The following is a 14,926-nucleotide window of genomic DNA, read 5'->3' on the forward strand; positions in this document are numbered from 1 at the left end:
CTTGCCGCGTGTGCGCGTCGTCAGTCCGATGAGGGATGGCGCGCCAGCCAGTCCAGCACCTCGCGATACCAGAGCCGGCTGTTGCGCGGGCCGTCGATCCAGTGGTGCTCGGTAGGGAACCACAGCAGCCGGGCTGGCACGCCGCGGGCCTTGAGGGTGTTGTAGTGGGCGAGGCCCTGGGCGTCGGGCACGCGGGCGTCGCGGGCGCCGTGCGAGACCAGCGTGGGCACCTGCATCTGGCCGGCCAGGCTGGAGGGGCTCTGCCGGGCGATCAGCTCGGCGTTGTCCCAGTAGTCCGCGCCCAGCTCGCGGGCGTGGGTGTCGTAGGCGTCGTCCGCGTACATCGCCTGCCAGTCCCAGCAGCCGGCATGGCAGACCAGTGCGGCGTAGCGGCCCGGCTCGGCCCTGCCGTTCAGCCAGGCAGCCAGACAGCCGCCGTAGCTGCCGCCGGCCGCGTGCAGGCGCCGGCGGTCGGCCCAGGGCTGGGCCAGCAGCCAGTCGCTGGCGGCCTCGATGTCGTCAACCTCCAGCTGACCCCAGCGGTGGGTGATGCTGTCAAGGAAGGCGTAGCCCCAGCCGCTGGACCCGTGGTAGTTGACGCAGGCGACGACGTGGCCGGCGGCGGCGAAGACGTGAGCATTCCAGCGCCAGTGCCAGTTGTCGCCGTAGACCGAATGCGGCCCGCCGTGCAGCAGGTGCAGCACCGGCCAGGGCCGTGCCCGTGTCGGGTCGAAGTCGGGCGGGTAGAACAGGCGCACCGAGACCGGATCGCCGAGCGCGCCGGTCACGCTCACGACCTCGCTGCGCGCCAGCCGGTGGCGGCGCAGCAGCTCGTCGTTGAGGCGCTCGATCCGGCGCAGCGGCTGGCCCGGCAACTGGGCCCAGAGCTGCGGTGGCTGGCTGGCGCCTTCGAGCGCCACGGCCAGCGTGCCGGCCTTCTTGTCCCAGCCGGCGACCCAGCCCGAGGCGACCAGTCGTTCGGCCCGGCGGTCGGCCAGGTCGAAGCGCCAAAGCGGCTGCTCGCCGCGGTCCTGGGCGGTCAGCAGGACCGACAGGCCGTCCTCGTCCCACTGCAGCGGGGCGTTGACCGCGTGGTCCCACTGGCCGGACTCGACCTGCCAGCGGCTGTCGTGGGCCTGCCAGACCGCCAGCTGGGCCGGCATCGTGTGCTTCAGGCCGCGGTGGCTGGCCAGGAAGGCGATGCGCTGGCCGTCCGGGCTGTGACGTGGCGCGTCCAGGTGCCAGTCGGGGTTCTGGGCGATCTCTTGCACCGCGCCGCTGGCGACGTCGACGCGGGCCAGCGCGAGCGGGTGGCCGTGGTGCTTGTGCGGCGCCGGGTCATGCACGTACACGATGTGGCGACCGTCGGGCGAGATGTCGAAGGCGTTCTCGTTGAGGTCGAAACGTGGCAGCTCGCGGGCCGTACCCTCGAACAGGTCACGCAGCCGGCCGCTGGCGAGGTCCAGCACCAGCAGGTGGGGCACCCGGCCCATCGGCAGGTTGCGGTCCCACCAGCGGTAGAGCGATTCCTCGGTCACCAGCGCCGAGGGGCCTTGTTCGCGGCGGGCCTGCATGCGCTGCGCCTGGGCCTTGCTGCCGGCGAGGTCCGGCCAGACCCAGGAAACCAGCGCGATCCGGCGGCCGTCCGGGAACCAGCGCAAGGCCACCACGCCGGTCGGCACCTGCACCGCGCGGCGGGCCTCGCCGCCGTCGGGGGCGATCAGGTAGAGCTGCGGCTCGTCGTCGCGCAGGCCCTGTTGCTCGCGCCGGGCGATGAAGGCGATCAGGTCGCCGCGCGGGCTCCAGGCCGGTCGGCTGTCGCCATCGCCACACTGGGTCAGGGCGCGGGGCTGGGCGGTGGTGGCGCCCGATGGGTCGTTGCGGCTCGCGATCGGGAACAGCCACAGGCTGGAGGCCAGGTGGTCATGCGCCATGTCGGGCCGGGCGACGGCGGCGACCGCGCAGCGGCCGTCCGGGCTCAGGCTGGGCGTGCCCAGACGCTGCAGTTGCCAGAGCGTGTCGACCGTGTAGGGGGCGTTGCGGGCCATGCGGATCTCCGGTCGTGGCGCCGCGCTGGCGAGGGTCAGGCGCGGGGCTCAGGCCGTTCGCGGGCGTTCCATCAGCCAGCGCAGGTGCGTGTCGATGGTCGGCCACTCGGGCGCGACGATGCTGTAGACGCAGGTGTCGCGCAGCAGGCCATCGGCGCTGCGCTGGTGGTGGCGCAGGATGCCGTCGAGCTGGGCACCCAGGCGCTCGATGGCGCGGCGGCTCTGCTGGTTGAGCCGGTGGGTGCGGAACTCGACGGCGATGCAGCCGAGCGTCTCGAAGGCATGCCGCAGCATCAGCCACTTGGCCTCGGTGTTCAGGCCGCTGCGCTGCACCCGGGGCGCCAGCCAGGTCGACCCGATCTCGACCCGGCGCTGCACTGCGTCGATGTTCATGTAGGTGCTCATGCCGGCCGGGCGGCCATCGGCGTCCAGCACGGTGTAGGGCCGCATCGAGCCGCTGGCTTGCAGGCCAAGCCGGCGCGTGATCTCGCGGTCCATGGTCTCGGCCGAGGGCACGACCGTGTACCAGAGCCGCTCCAGCCCGGCAGCGCGGACCTCGTCGGCCAGTGCCGGGCCATGGTCAAGCGACAGCGGCACCAGCGAGACACGCTGGCCGCGCAGGGCGGTGTGCTCGGGCCAGGCCGGCGTCGTCGACGGCAGGGTGCTCATGGGGATGCGATCCGCTGTTCAGCGCTTGCCGGTCTTGCCCGCCTTGGCGGACTTGGCGGACGCCTTGCTGGCCGGTGCGGCCGCGTCAGCCACCGTCTCGCGCTTGAGCAGCTTGCGCGCCGCCGCCTTGCCCAGTCCGGCGCCCAGGCCGACCAGCGCGATGCCGCCCATGGCCTTGGCGTCCCAGGTCGTGTTGGTCAGGAAGTCGAAGCCCAGCCAGCGGGCCAGCAGGCCGCCGGCCAGAGCGCCGCCGACGAAGCCCAGCGCATCGACCAGGCCTTCACCCAATGCGTTCTTGATCTGTGTGTCCATCGTGTTGTTCTCGGCTCTTGGTTCTTGGTTCTTGGTTCGGGTGTTCGGGTGTTCGGGTCAGCGGTTGCGGCTTTGCATGAACACGAGCTTCTCGAACAGCGTCAGGTCCTGTTCGTTCTTCAGCAGCGCGCCCACCAGCGGCGGAATCTGGACCTTGTCGTCGCCGCTGTGCAGCGCAGCGGCGGGGATGTCCTCGGCGACCAGCAGCTTGAGCCAGTCGATCAGCTCGCTGGTGCTGGGCTTCTTCTTCAGGCCGGGCAGGTTGCGCACGTCGTAAAAGTTCTTCAGCGCGGCGGCCAGCAGGTCCTGCTTGAGGGTCGGGAAATGCACGTCGACGATGCGGCGCATCGTGTCGGCTTCCGGGAACTTGATGTAGTGGAAGAAGCAGCGGCGCAGGAAGGCGTCGGGCAGTTCCTTCTCGTTGTTGCTGGTGATGAACAGCAGCGGCCGGTGCTTGGCCTTGATCAGCTCGCGGGTCTCGTAGACATGGAACTCCATGCGGTCGAGTTCGCGCAGCAGGTCGTTGGGGAACTCGATGTCGGCCTTGTCGATCTCGTCGATCAGCAGGGCCACCGGGCGCTCGGCCGCGAAGGCCTGCCAGAGCGTGCCCTTGACGATGTAGTTGCGGATGTCCTTGACCCGCTCCGAATCGCTGCCCTGGGCCAGCTGCGAGTCGCGCAGGCGGCTCACCGCGTCGTATTCATAGAGGCCCTGCTGGGCCTTGGTGGTGCTCTTGATGTGCCACTGCAGCAGCGGCATGTCCAGGGCCCGGGCGACCTCCTCGGCCAGCATGGTCTTGCCGGTGCCGGGCTCGCCCTTGATCAGCAGCGGACGCTGCAGCGTGATCGCGGCGTTGACCGCGAGCATCAGGTCGGGCGTGGCGACGTACTGGTCCGAACCGGTGAACTTGGGGACGGTCATGGGGCTTCCGCGAGGGTCGTTCGGTGGGGCGCTGCAGGGCCTGTGCAGGCGTGCTGCAGAGGCGGCGGGCCAGTATATCGACGGGGTCCGGCGGCCTGGATGCGTCGCCCGGGCCGGGCCACAGCCCTTGCACAAGCCCCTACACAAACCCCTACACAAACCCCTACACAAGCCGATCAGGCCATCGGGGTGGCCGTCTGTCCCAGCCGGTCGACGAGCGCCTCGAACTCGGGCATCGGCACCGGGCGGCCGATCAGGTAGCCCTGGAAGCGCGAACAGCCGGCGGCCGTCAGCAGGCTGCGCTGCAAGGTCGTCTCGACGCCTTCGGCGATCACGTCCAGGTTCATGGTGTGGGCCATGGCGATGATCGTGCGCACGATGGCCTGATCGTTGTGGTCGCTGGCCAGGTCACGCACGAAGGAGCGGTCGATCTTGAGCTGCGACAGCGGCAGGCGCTTGAGGTATTGCAGCGACGAGTAGCCGGTGCCGAAGTCGTCCATCGAGAAGCGCACGCCCGACAGGCCGAGCGACTGCATCAGCGCGACGACCTGATCCACGTCATCGAGCACCGCGCTCTCGGTGATCTCCAGCTTGAGCAGCGCCGGATCGATGCCGTGATCGGCGACGATCTGCCGGACCATCTCGACAAAGCCGGGTTCGTGCAACTGGCGCGGGCTCACGTTGACGGCCAGCGACAGCCGTCCCAGCACGGGCCGGCCCTGCCAGGACCGGAGCTGCGCGGCGGCGCGTTCGAGCACCCAGCGGCCGATGGGCACGATCAGGCCGACATCCTCGGCCAGGCCGATGAACTCGGCCGGTCCCACCAATCCCCGTTCGGGGTGGTGCCAGCGCAGCAGGACCTCGGCGCCGATCGGCCGGTCCTGGGTGTCGACCTGGATCTGGGCGTGCAGGTCGAACTCATGGCGCTGCAGGGCCAGGCGCAGGCCCGACTCGGTCTGGCTGCGGTGCTGCAGGGCAGCCTCCATCGCCGGATCGAAGAAACGCACCGTGTTGCGTCCGGCGGTCTTGGCCGCGTACATCGCCGTGTCGGCGTGCTTGAGCAGGTCCTCGACCCGTGCGCCGTGTTCGAACACGCGGATGCCGACGCTGCAGGTCGCCACATGCACGACGTCGCGCAGGGCGTGAGGCTGGGCGACCGCCGCGCCGATCTTCTCGCCGACGCCGCGAGCAGCGGCAGCGGCGTTGTCGCCCGAGGGCTCCAGATCCTCGATCAGCACGACGAACTCGTCGCCGCCCAGGCGCGCGACGGTGTCGATCTCGCGCACGATGCCCGTCAGCCGCCGCGCCACCTCGACCAGCAGCAGGTCGCCGACGTCATGGCCTTGGGTGTCGTTGAGGCTCTTGAAGTTGTCCAGGTCGATGAACAGCAAGGCCGCGCGCCGGTGGTTGCGGGCGCAGGCCGACAGCGCATGGTGCAGGCGGTCGGTCAGCAAGCGGCGATTGGGCAGGCCGGTCAGCGGGTCGTGGAAGGCCAGCCGCTCGATCTCCTGCTCGACCTGCTGGCGGTGGGTCACGTCGCGCGACATCAGCACAAAGCGCGGGGCGACCGGGTCGTCGTTGACGGCCGCCGACAGCTCGAAATGGGACTCGCCATGAGGCAGCGTCAGCGTGATCCGCCGACCCCGCGCGCTGCCGGACGCCTTCGCCTCGGCCAAGGTCAGCATCACCTGGGTGACCGCTTCGGGCGGCAGCATCTGGTCCACGGTGCGGCCGATCAGGTCCTCGCGCCGGAACGCCAGCAGGTCGGCATCCCGGCCCGGCCAGATGTCGAGGTAGCGGCCGTCGCTGTCCATCTCGAACATCAGGTCGGGGATGGTCTGCAGCACGGTCTGCAGACGCAGGTTGGCGGCATTCAAGCGGGCATCGGATTCGGCCCGGCGCTGCGCCTGGCGTGTCAGGTTGAAGGCCAGCAGACCGGCCATGGCGCACATCAGCACGCCGACCAGACGCAGCCGCTGGACGCTGGCCGGCAGCCCTTCGTCGCGCGGGTAGGCGGCGATCTGCCACGCGCCGCCCGGCAGCACGATCTCCTGCTGCGCCAGCGCCTGGTCGAAGGTTGACGGCAGGCCCATGAAGACATCGCCCCGAGCGCCCTGGCCGTCGCGACCGCGCAGCGCCACCACGAACTCTTCTTCCAACTCGGGCAGGCCCGATTCGGCAAAGACCTTCTCGGCGTCGAGCGGGATGCTGATCGCGCCGAGGAAGTCGCCCAGGCCGGGTGTGTCGGGCGGACCGAGGCGGTGAACGGGGATGCGCACGATGATCCCGGTGCCGCCCTGCACCAGCGCCACCGGGCCCGCAATGATGGTGGCCCGCGTGGCCATCATGCGCTGGAAGGCCGGCCACATCGACGGTGTCTTGCGGATGTCCAGGCCGATCGCTTTTTCACTGCCGGGCAGCGGATGCACATGGCGCAGCACCGTGCCGCGGATCAGGCCGATGTTGACCAGGCTGGTCCGGCCCTCCGAGGCGACCCGCGCCATGGCCACGAACTCGTCCTCGCTGAAGTCGGGCCGGGTGGCATAGACCAGCGCCAGGCTGCGCGCCGAGGCGATGACCTCGTTGAGATGGCTCTCCAGCCGGACCCGCACCAGCGACAGGCGCTCCAGCACCATGGCGCGTTGATCGTGTTCCAGGTGGGCGCGTTCGGTGCGGTCGACCATCGCCAGCAACAGGCCGACTGCCAGCGTGGCCAGCAGCGCCGACAGCCAGGGACGCCAGGCGGCCGGCACCCAGCGGGCCGGGGACAAGGTCGTGGCGGGAGGCACGGTGGGCGGGGTGTCGAGGGTTTGTCGGGTGAGCGAGGCGTTGGACACGTTGCAGATTGAACGCTGATGACTCGCGGGAAGGCTCGCGGCACGGCTCGGCAAGATCCGCCAAGCGAAGGCGCGATGGTGCCTGCTTGCCGGCCCTTGCGAACTTGATCTGCGTCCAGGAACACCCTGAGCCGTGCGTCTTTCTCGACCCGCTCAGGGGAACTGGCCGCGACCGCTGACGGACAGGCCGCCCTGCGGCGCCGGCAGCGTGTCCTGCAGCGTCGAGCCGTCGCTGGCGGTGACGCGCACCTCCAGCGCGCCGTCCGGCACCGTCTGCGCATGCACGAAGTAGTTGTAGTCGGTGCGGCCGACCGTCACCCAGCCGGTTGAGCCGACCGGGCGGATCTCCAGCTTCGCGATCGGCAGGCGGTGGTTGCGCACCTGGATCGCCGTCCAGAAGCGGCTGCTGCCTTCCTTGTAGCGGTAGCTGACCGGGCCGGCGACGCTGGCCGGTTCGGCCTGCCAGCTCACGTCCACGCGCCCGTCGATCGGGGCGGCGATGCGTTCGAAGGCCTCGGCGCTCAGGTCGACGTCGCCCGGGGCGCATTCGGGACACTTGTCGACGACCCGCACGGTGACCGAACCGTTCGGGCCGCGCACCACCAGTTGGGCCCCGCAGGCCGCGCTGCCGGCGTAGTCCGCAGCGTTCATCGCCGCAATCATCCGGTCGTTGACGGCGCCCAGGCTGCAGGCGCCGGCGGTGTCGGGGTTGGCAACCGCGCCGGCGCTGTAGTCGTAGAAGGTGCCGTCGCCTTGGAACGTGACGCTGAGCGGGAATGCTGCGCCATCACCAGCGCCACCGTCGCCACCGCCGACGCCGCTGCCACCGCCACTGCCTCCTCCGCCCCCTCCGTTGTTGCCGCCACAGGCGACCAACGCCAGGGCACACAACAGACCTGCACCACGGGCGGCGAGGAAGGGCAGGGCGATCACGGTCGGACTCGGCAGAAGGTGTGGGACGGGCTTGTTCATTTTGGGCGTGGCCGCGCGGCCGGTGCAGACGGTTGCGGCATCTTGGCAACGCCCGCCAGCGCAGGCGTTCACGGCTGTATCGGGCTGCGGTGCGGAACTGGGCCCACAAGGCCGCGCTGTTCCGGCGTTGGCGCTGCGGGTCCCCTTCCTACGATCCTGATCAGCGACCTGCTCACGTCGCCGGATGCCGGGTCGGCGCCACGTCGATCCTCGCAACACTTACATACCGGACACGAACCGTGAAACGCACCAACCTCCGACTGTCGACGCGACTGTTCCTTGCCTTCGGCACGATCGTGCTGATGTCGATCGTGGCCAGCGCCCTGGCGCTCTTCCAACTGCGGGCGATCCAGGCCAACCTCGACGACATCGTCAAGGACAACAACGTCAAGCTGTCGCTGAACGCCCAGATGACCGAAGCGGTCGGCGTGGTCGACCGTGGCATGCGTTCGATGATGTTGCTCTACGACCCGTTCAAGCGCGGTCTGGAACGCCAGAAGATCCACGCCGCCCGGGCGCGCTATGACCAGGCCCACGACGCGCTGGCGGCCATGCCGGCGTCCGCGGAAGGCGTGGCCAAGCGCCAGGCGATCGACGATGCCCGCGCCGTCGCCCGCCCGCTCAACGACAAGATCATCGACCTGGCCATCAAGGCGGATGTGGGCGAGGCCATCAACCTGCTGCTCAACGAGGGTGGCAAGTCGACCCAGCGCTGGCAGGAGGCGATTTCCGAGAACCTCGCTTTCCAGGAAGCGCGCAACCAGGAGCAATACGCCGAGGCGCTCGCCGCCTATGCCTTCGCCCGCAACCTGCTGATCGGCGCCGCGCTGGTGTCGCTGCTGACGGCCGGCGTGCTGGCCACGCTGGTGGTGCGCGGTGTCGTCGACGAACTGGGCGCCGAGCCGGCCGAGGTGGCCGATGCGCTGCATGCCGTGGCCAACTCGGACCTCAGCCGCAGCATCCGCGTCCGTGCGGGCGACCAGCACAGCGTGATGGCCGGTCTGGCGCGCATGCAGGCCTCGCTCAGCGGCGTCGTCGCCACCGTGCGGGGCAATGCCGAAAGCGTGGCCACCGCCAGCTCGCAGATCGCCCAGGGCAATGCCGACCTGAGCCAGCGCACCGAGCAACAGGCCAGCGCGCTGCAGCAGACCGCAGCCACCATGGAAGAACTTGGCACGACGGTGCGCAGCAACGCCGACAACGCCCGTCAGGCCAACCAGCTGGCGCAGGGCGCTTCCGATGTCGCCGGCCGGGGCGGCGAGGTGGTCGGTCGGGTGGTCGACACGATGAAGTCGATCAACGACAGCTCCAAGAAGATCGCCGACATCATCTCGGTCATCGACGGCATCGCCTTCCAGACCAACATCCTGGCGCTCAATGCGGCGGTGGAAGCCGCCCGCGCGGGCGAGCAGGGCCGTGGCTTTGCCGTCGTGGCCGCCGAGGTCCGCACGCTGGCTCAGCGCAGCGCCGGTGCGGCGCGCGAGATCAAGTCGCTGATCACCGCCAGCGTCGAACAGGTCGAGCAGGGCACCTCACTGGTCGACCAGGCCGGTCAGACCATGGACGAGATCGTCGGCGCGATCCGCCGCGTCACCGACATCGTGGCCGAGATCAGCGCTGCCTCCAGCGAGCAGAGCAGCGGTGTCAGCCAGGTTGGCCAGGCCGTCACGCAGATGGACCAGGTCACGCAGCAGAACGCCGCGCTGGTCGAGGAAAGCGCGGCAGCGGCCGAGAGCCTGAAGTCCCAGGCCCAGGCGCTGGTGCAGACGGTGTCGGTGTTCCAGCTCGGCGGCCATGGCGCAGGGGCGGAACATGTGACCGCGTCGGCACACGCGTCAGCACCTGCGTCGGCAGCCGCGAAGGCCCATGCGACGCCGGTCTTGCGGCCGGCCGTCAAGTCACCCGCCAGATCACCCGCGCCCGCCAAGGCTGCGGCAGCGCGCAAGGCCCCGGCGGTCGAGTCGACCCCGCCAGCGCCAGCGCCGGCCGCGGCCACCGCATCGGCCGGTGTCGACGACAGCTGGGAAACCTTCTGACGGCGTTGAGCTGCTGAGGCGATGCGGTCGTTGCGGTGACGACGACAAGGACGGCGTTGTCGTGTTGCTCGCCGGGGTCGTCGCTCAGGCCGGACCGGCCGGTGCGGTGATCGAGCCGTCGATCTGACCCCGTTCCAGCGCATGGCGACGTGTGTCGGCATCGACCGCCGCGCGGATGCGCTCGATCAGCGGATGCCCGCGGGTGACCTTGGCACCGTAGACCAGGTTGAAGGCGTAGTCGAACGAGGCCGGATTGGCGCCCTGGTTGTGCTGCAGGATGGTCTCGAGCTTGTCCAGCGCCTTGACCACCCGGGCCTCGGGCGTGCGGGCGTGTTCATAGTCTTCCCAAAGCGCCAGGTAGCGCTCGCGCACGTCCTCGGGCAGCGGCGCCATCAGCGTCAGCAGGTCAGCCCGCTCGCGCGCGGACTTGTCGGGCACCTGCGCTTGCTCGACCGCCGGGATGTCGCCGGAGATCGCCTCGCCCAGGTCGTGGATCACACACAGCTGCAGCACCCGCGCCAGGTCCAGCGGCGGCTCGCCTTCGGCATGCAGATGGGGCGCGAACACCATCGCCATCAGGCACAGGCGCCAGGTGTGCTCGGCCGTGCTCTCGTGCCGCCCGGTGGAGGTGTGCGCGCTGCGCAGCACGCTCTTGAGGCGCTCGGCCTCGCGGATGAAGGCCAGGCAGCCTTGCAGATCGGTGTCGTTCATCATCTCGTGCGGTTCTGGCGTGGGCGGTTCAGCATTCGACGATGTTGACCGCGAGCCCGCCACGGGCGGTTTCCTTGTACTTGCTCATCATGTCTGCGCCGGTTTCGCGCATGGTCTTGATGACCTTGTCGAGGCTGACGTGGTGGGTGCCATCGCCGCGCAGCGCCATGCGCGCGGCATTGATCGCCTGCACCGAGGCGATCGCGTTGCGCTCGATGCAAGGGATCTGCACCAGCCCGCCGACCGGGTCGCAGGTCAGGCCGAGGTGGTGCTCCATGCCGATCTCGGCGGCGTTTTCGACCTGCTCGGGCGTGCCGCCCATCACCGCGCACAAGGCGGCTGCGGCCATCGAGCAGGCCACGCCGACCTCCCCCTGACAGCCGACCTCGGCGCCGCTGATGCTGGCGTTTTCCTTGTAGAGGATGCCGATCGCGGCGGCGGTCAGCAGGAAGTCGATCACGCTGGCGTCACTGGCGCCGTGCGTGCCCGGCATGAAGCGCACGTGGTAGTGCAGGACGGCCGGCACGATGCCGGCCGCGCCGTTCGTCGGCGCGGTCACGACCCGGCCGCCCGCAGCGTTTTCCTCGTTGACCGCCAGCGCGTAGAGGTTGACCCAGTCCAGCACCTGCAGCGGGTCACGCAGGGCGGCTTCCGGGTGGGCCAGCAGCTTGCGGTGCCATTCGGCGGCACGGCGTCTGACCTTGAAGCCGCCGGGCAGCACGCCTTCGGTGGCGCAGCCGCGCTGCACGCAGGCCTGCATGACCTGCCAGATCTGCAGCAGGCCGGCGTCGATCGCGGCGTCATCGCGCCAGTGGCGCTCGTTGCGGCGCATCAGTGCGGCGATCGACAGGCCGTGGGTGCGGCACTGCGCCAGCAACTCGGCGCCGCTGTGGAAGGGCAGTGGCAGCACGGTGGTGTCGGGTGCGATGGTGGCGTGGCGTTCGCCATCGGCCGCCAGCGTGTCGCTGACCACAAAGCCACCCCCGACCGAGTAGTAGACGCGGCTGGCCAGCGCCGAGCCCTGGGCGTCCCACGCGCTCAGGCGCATGCCGTTGGTGTGCAGCGGCAGCTGCTCGCGGCGCAGGAACAGCAGGTCGGCGGCCTCGTCGAAGGCGATGGTGTGGCCGCCCGCCAGGCTCAACTGGCCGGCGCTGCGGACCTGGGCCAGCCGGGCCGGGATGGTGTCGATCTCGACCTGCTCGGGCCGCTCGCCCATCAGGCCCAGCAGGACGGCCTTGTCGCTGCCGTGGCCCTTGCCGGTGGCACCCAGCGAGCCGTAGAGCCGGCACTCGATGCGGGCGACCGCCACCAGCAGGCCGTCGGCGGCAAGCCGCTCGACGAACATCCGCGCGGCCCGCATCGGCCCGACGGTGTGGGAGCTGCTCGGCCCGATGCCGATCTTGAAGAGGTCGAAGACGCTGATGGCCATGGTCCGATGATCGCTGGGGTGGGCCCGCCTTGCTGGCATGTCGGCAGGGCGCCTGCGTTGCAGCCGTTTGAACGCTGCGGCAAAGGTCGCAGCGCTGACGCCGGCCTGCGGAACGTGTAGCGTGTGCACCCGTCGCACGCGACCGAGCCTTCTGCGGTCCGGTCCGTGCGTCGTCGTTGTCGTCAAGAACCCCTCAGGAGATCCTGCATGAAGCTCTATTACAGCCCCGGTGCCTGCTCGCTGTCGCCCCACATCGCCCTGCACGAAGCCGGCCTGTCCTTCGAGGCCGTGCTGGCCAGCACCAAGACCAAGAAGCTCGCCGATGGCAGCGACTTCCTGGCGATCAACCCCAAGGGTCAGGTGCCCGTGCTGGAACTCGACAACGGCGCGCGACTGACCGAAGGCCCGGCCATCGTCCAGTACATCGCCGACCTGGCCCCGGCCGCCCAGCTGGCCCCGGCGGCCGGCACCTTCGAGCGCTACCAGCTGATGGAGTGGCTGAACTTCATCACCAGCGAACTGCACAAGGGTTTTTCGCCGCTGTTCACGCCGGGCACGCCCGACGAGTTCAAGACCATGGCGCGTGCGCGCCTGTCCGATCGCCTCGCCTGGGTCGACCAGCAGCTGGCCGGCCGTGACTACCTCATGGCCTCGGGCTACAGCGTGGCCGACATCTACCTGTTCGTGGTGTCGGGCTGGGGCCAGTACGTCGGCGTCGACATCTCGGGTCTGGCCAACCTTGGCGCGCTGCGTGCGCGCATGGCCGCCCGGCCGGCGGTGCAGGCGGCCCTCAAGGCCGAAGGCCTGCTGAAGTAAGCCGATGCCGCCCGTTCAGGCCGCCGCCAGTGCGGTGGCCGGACGGGTGGCCCGCTGGCGCAGTTCCTCCGACCAGTCGATGATCTCCAGCCGGCCGTCGGCGTGTTCGACCAGCGCCGTCAGGCTCTCGACCCAGTCGCCGTCGTTGGCGTAGACCACGCCGTCGATCTCGCGCAGCTCGGCATGGTGGATGTGGCCGCAGATCACGCCGTCGACACCGCGCCTGCGGGCCTCGCGGGCGACCGCGGTCTCGAAGTCGCCGATGAAGCTCACCGCGCGCTTGACCTTGAGCTTGAGGTAGCGCGACAGCGACCAGTAGGGCAGCCCCATGCGCGCCCGCAGCGAGTTGAGGTGGCGGTTGAGCTTGAGGGCGGCCTCGTAGAGCCGATCGCCGACCAGCGCCAGCCAGCGCGCGCACTGCACCACGCCGTCGAACAGGTCACCGTGCGTGACCCAGAACTGGCGGCCGTCGGCGGTGCGGTGGATGCAGTCCTCGACCACCTCGATGCCACCGAAGTGATGACCGATGTAGCGCCGCGCGAACTCGTCGTGGTTGCCCGGCACGAAGATCACCTGTGAGCCCTTGCGGACCCGCCGCAGCAGCTTCTGCACCACGTCGTTGTGGGCCTGCGGCCAGTACCAGCGCCGCCGCAGCTGCCAGCCGTCGACGATGTCGCCGACCAGGTAGAGCCGCTCGCACTGCACGCACCGCAGGAAGTCCAGCAGCGCATCGGCCTGGCAGCCGGGCGTGCCCAGGTGAACGTCCGAGATGAAGACGCTGCGCACCTTCAGGCGGCGTGCGCGCTCGGGCAGTCCGTCCGACCCGTCCGTGCCGTCGTGGCCGGCGGGTTCATCCGGGGGCAGGAAACCGCCCCAGCCTGCCGGATGACCTGCGGGCAGGGTGCCCCCGGTCAGGGCCGTGGGCAGTGACGTGCGCATCAGGGGGGTGTGGGTCGGCGTCATGCGGGACATCCTCGGCCGCGCGCGTGACGCCGGCTTGATGTCGCGGTGACGGTTTGATGACGTGGCAGGGGGGCGACGCTGTGCCCGCAAGACCGGCCAGCACGACAATCCCGGCCATGCTGCCCCTGCCCGAAGCCTCCGGCCTGAACCCCGCCGCCGACGATGCCGGCCTGATCTGCGCTTACCGCTTCCAACCCGGTCCGGCCGATGACGAGGACTGGCAGGGTGCGGCCGGCGTGCCCATCGACGCCCGCGAGGCGGCGCACTGGCTGAGCGCGACCGCAACGCTCGATGACGACGCGCCGTCGCCCGGTCTGCTCTGGCTGCACTTCAACTTCGCCCACAACCAGGCCCAGCCCTGGCTCGTGGCACATGCCGGTCTGCCCGATGCCTTCTACGACAGCCTGCGTGGCGGCCTGAACTCGACCCGCCTTGAACGTGTCGACGATGTGCTGCTGGCGGTCGTCAACGACCTGCAGTTCGACTTCGGCTTCGAGCCCTCGGACACCGCCACGCTGCTGATCTGCCTGGAACGCCGGCTGATCGTCACCGGCCGGCGCAAGCCGCTGCGCTCGATCGATCAGCTGCGCCGCGCCGTGCGGGGCGGCGAGCCGGTGCGATCCAGCCCCGACCTGCTGGCCCAGTTGCTGCGCCATCAGGCCGACATGCTGGTCGATCTGGTGCGCCAGATCACCGCCCGGGTCGACGACATCGAGGACCGCTTCCTGGCCGGCCGGCTTGACCACAAGCGCGCCCGTCTTGGCGCGCTGCGGCGCCTGCTGGTGCGGCTGCAACGCCTGCTGCTGCCCGAACCGGCGGCGCTGTTCCGCCTGCTGCAGCACCCGCCGACCTGGATGGACGGGCGCGACACGCAGGACCTGCGCGACGCCACCGAGGAGTTCTCGGTCGTGCTGCGCGACATGGTGGCGCTGCAAGAACGCGTCAAGCTGCTGCAGGAAGAGGTCGCCGCGCGCATCAGCGAGGAAACCAGCCGCAGCCTGTTCGTGCTGACCATCGTGACCGTGCTGGCACTGCCCATCAACATCATCGCCGGCCTGCTGGGCATGAACGTCGGGGGCATCCCGCTGGCCGGCAACGACCACGGCTTCTGGGTCATCGTCGGCCTGATCCTCGGCCTGACCGTGCTGGCCGGCCTCATCACCGTCATCCGGCGTCGCGACGACGACCGTTGACGGGGTCTCCATCGAACGG

At 70.0% G+C, this 14,926-nt stretch carries 12 protein-coding genes; 3 read left to right on the forward strand and 9 right to left on the reverse strand.

Annotation, left to right across the window (positions count from 1 at the left end):
• Positions 1-20: 20 nt before the first annotated feature.
• The 6 genes from EV685_RS17205 to EV685_RS17230 form a co-directional block, all read right to left on the reverse strand.
• A complete protein-coding gene (locus EV685_RS17205) occupies positions 21-2,048 on the reverse strand; it encodes a S9 family peptidase (RefSeq protein ID WP_130483260.1) in 2,028 nt (675 codons plus the stop codon).
• A gap of 48 nt (positions 2,049-2,096) precedes the next feature.
• Positions 2,097-2,717: a GNAT family N-acetyltransferase gene (locus EV685_RS17210; protein WP_130483261.1), complete on the reverse strand. Its 621-nt coding sequence runs from the start codon at positions 2,715-2,717 to the stop codon at positions 2,097-2,099.
• Positions 2,718-2,735: 18 nt separating this feature from the next.
• Entirely contained in the window at positions 2,736-3,029 is a 294-nt protein-coding gene (locus EV685_RS20820; protein ID WP_207224857.1) for a hypothetical protein, read from the reverse strand.
• Positions 3,030-3,086: 57 nt separating this feature from the next.
• Positions 3,087-3,950 (reverse strand): AAA family ATPase, encoded by an 864-nt coding sequence (locus EV685_RS17220; RefSeq protein ID WP_130483262.1) that lies wholly within the window; start codon positions 3,948-3,950, stop codon positions 3,087-3,089.
• Positions 3,951-4,126: 176 nt separating this feature from the next.
• A complete protein-coding gene (locus EV685_RS21220; protein ID WP_130483263.1) occupies positions 4,127-6,739 on the reverse strand; it encodes a bifunctional diguanylate cyclase/phosphodiesterase in 2,613 nt (870 codons plus the stop codon).
• 201 nt (positions 6,740-6,940) lie between these two features.
• Positions 6,941-7,720, reverse strand: a complete 780-nt coding sequence (locus EV685_RS17230; RefSeq protein ID WP_242615640.1) for an expansin EXLX1 family cellulose-binding protein — start codon at positions 7,718-7,720, stop codon at positions 6,941-6,943.
• Between the two features lie 278 nt (positions 7,721-7,998).
• Between EV685_RS17230 and EV685_RS21225 the strand changes: the two genes are divergently transcribed.
• Entirely contained in the window at positions 7,999-9,795 is a 1,797-nt protein-coding gene (locus tag EV685_RS21225) for a methyl-accepting chemotaxis protein (protein ID WP_130483265.1), read from the forward strand.
• Positions 9,796-9,879: 84 nt separating this feature from the next.
• Here EV685_RS21225 and EV685_RS17240 read toward each other — a convergent pair whose 3' ends face one another.
• Together EV685_RS17240 and EV685_RS17245 are read right to left on the reverse strand one after the other, a co-directional pair.
• Positions 9,880-10,506 (reverse strand): HD domain-containing protein, encoded by a 627-nt coding sequence (locus tag EV685_RS17240; protein ID WP_130483266.1) that lies wholly within the window; start codon positions 10,504-10,506, stop codon positions 9,880-9,882.
• Between the two features lie 28 nt (positions 10,507-10,534).
• Entirely contained in the window at positions 10,535-11,935 is a 1,401-nt protein-coding gene (locus tag EV685_RS17245; RefSeq protein WP_130483267.1) for an L-serine ammonia-lyase, read from the reverse strand.
• A gap of 207 nt (positions 11,936-12,142) precedes the next feature.
• Here EV685_RS17245 and gstA point away from each other — a divergent pair, with 207 nt between their 5' ends.
• A complete protein-coding gene (gstA, locus tag EV685_RS17250) occupies positions 12,143-12,751 on the forward strand; it encodes a glutathione transferase GstA (protein ID WP_130483268.1) in 609 nt (202 codons plus the stop codon).
• Between the two features lie 15 nt (positions 12,752-12,766).
• Here gstA and EV685_RS17255 read toward each other — a convergent pair whose 3' ends face one another.
• Positions 12,767-13,714 carry a UDP-2,3-diacylglucosamine diphosphatase gene (locus EV685_RS17255; protein WP_242615641.1) on the reverse strand — a complete coding sequence of 316 codons (948 nt, stop codon included), beginning with the start codon at positions 13,712-13,714 and terminating at the stop codon, positions 12,767-12,769.
• A 116-nt stretch (positions 13,715-13,830) separates the two neighbouring features.
• Here EV685_RS17255 and EV685_RS17260 point away from each other — a divergent pair, with 116 nt between their 5' ends.
• Positions 13,831-14,907 (forward strand): transporter, encoded by a 1,077-nt coding sequence (locus tag EV685_RS17260; protein ID WP_130483269.1) that lies wholly within the window; start codon positions 13,831-13,833, stop codon positions 14,905-14,907.
• The last annotated feature ends 19 nt before the right edge of the window (positions 14,908-14,926 follow it).

The sequence above is a fragment of the Sphaerotilus mobilis genome (assembly GCF_004216565.1).
Taxonomy (GTDB): domain Bacteria; phylum Pseudomonadota; class Gammaproteobacteria; order Burkholderiales; family Burkholderiaceae_C; genus Sphaerotilus; species Sphaerotilus mobilis.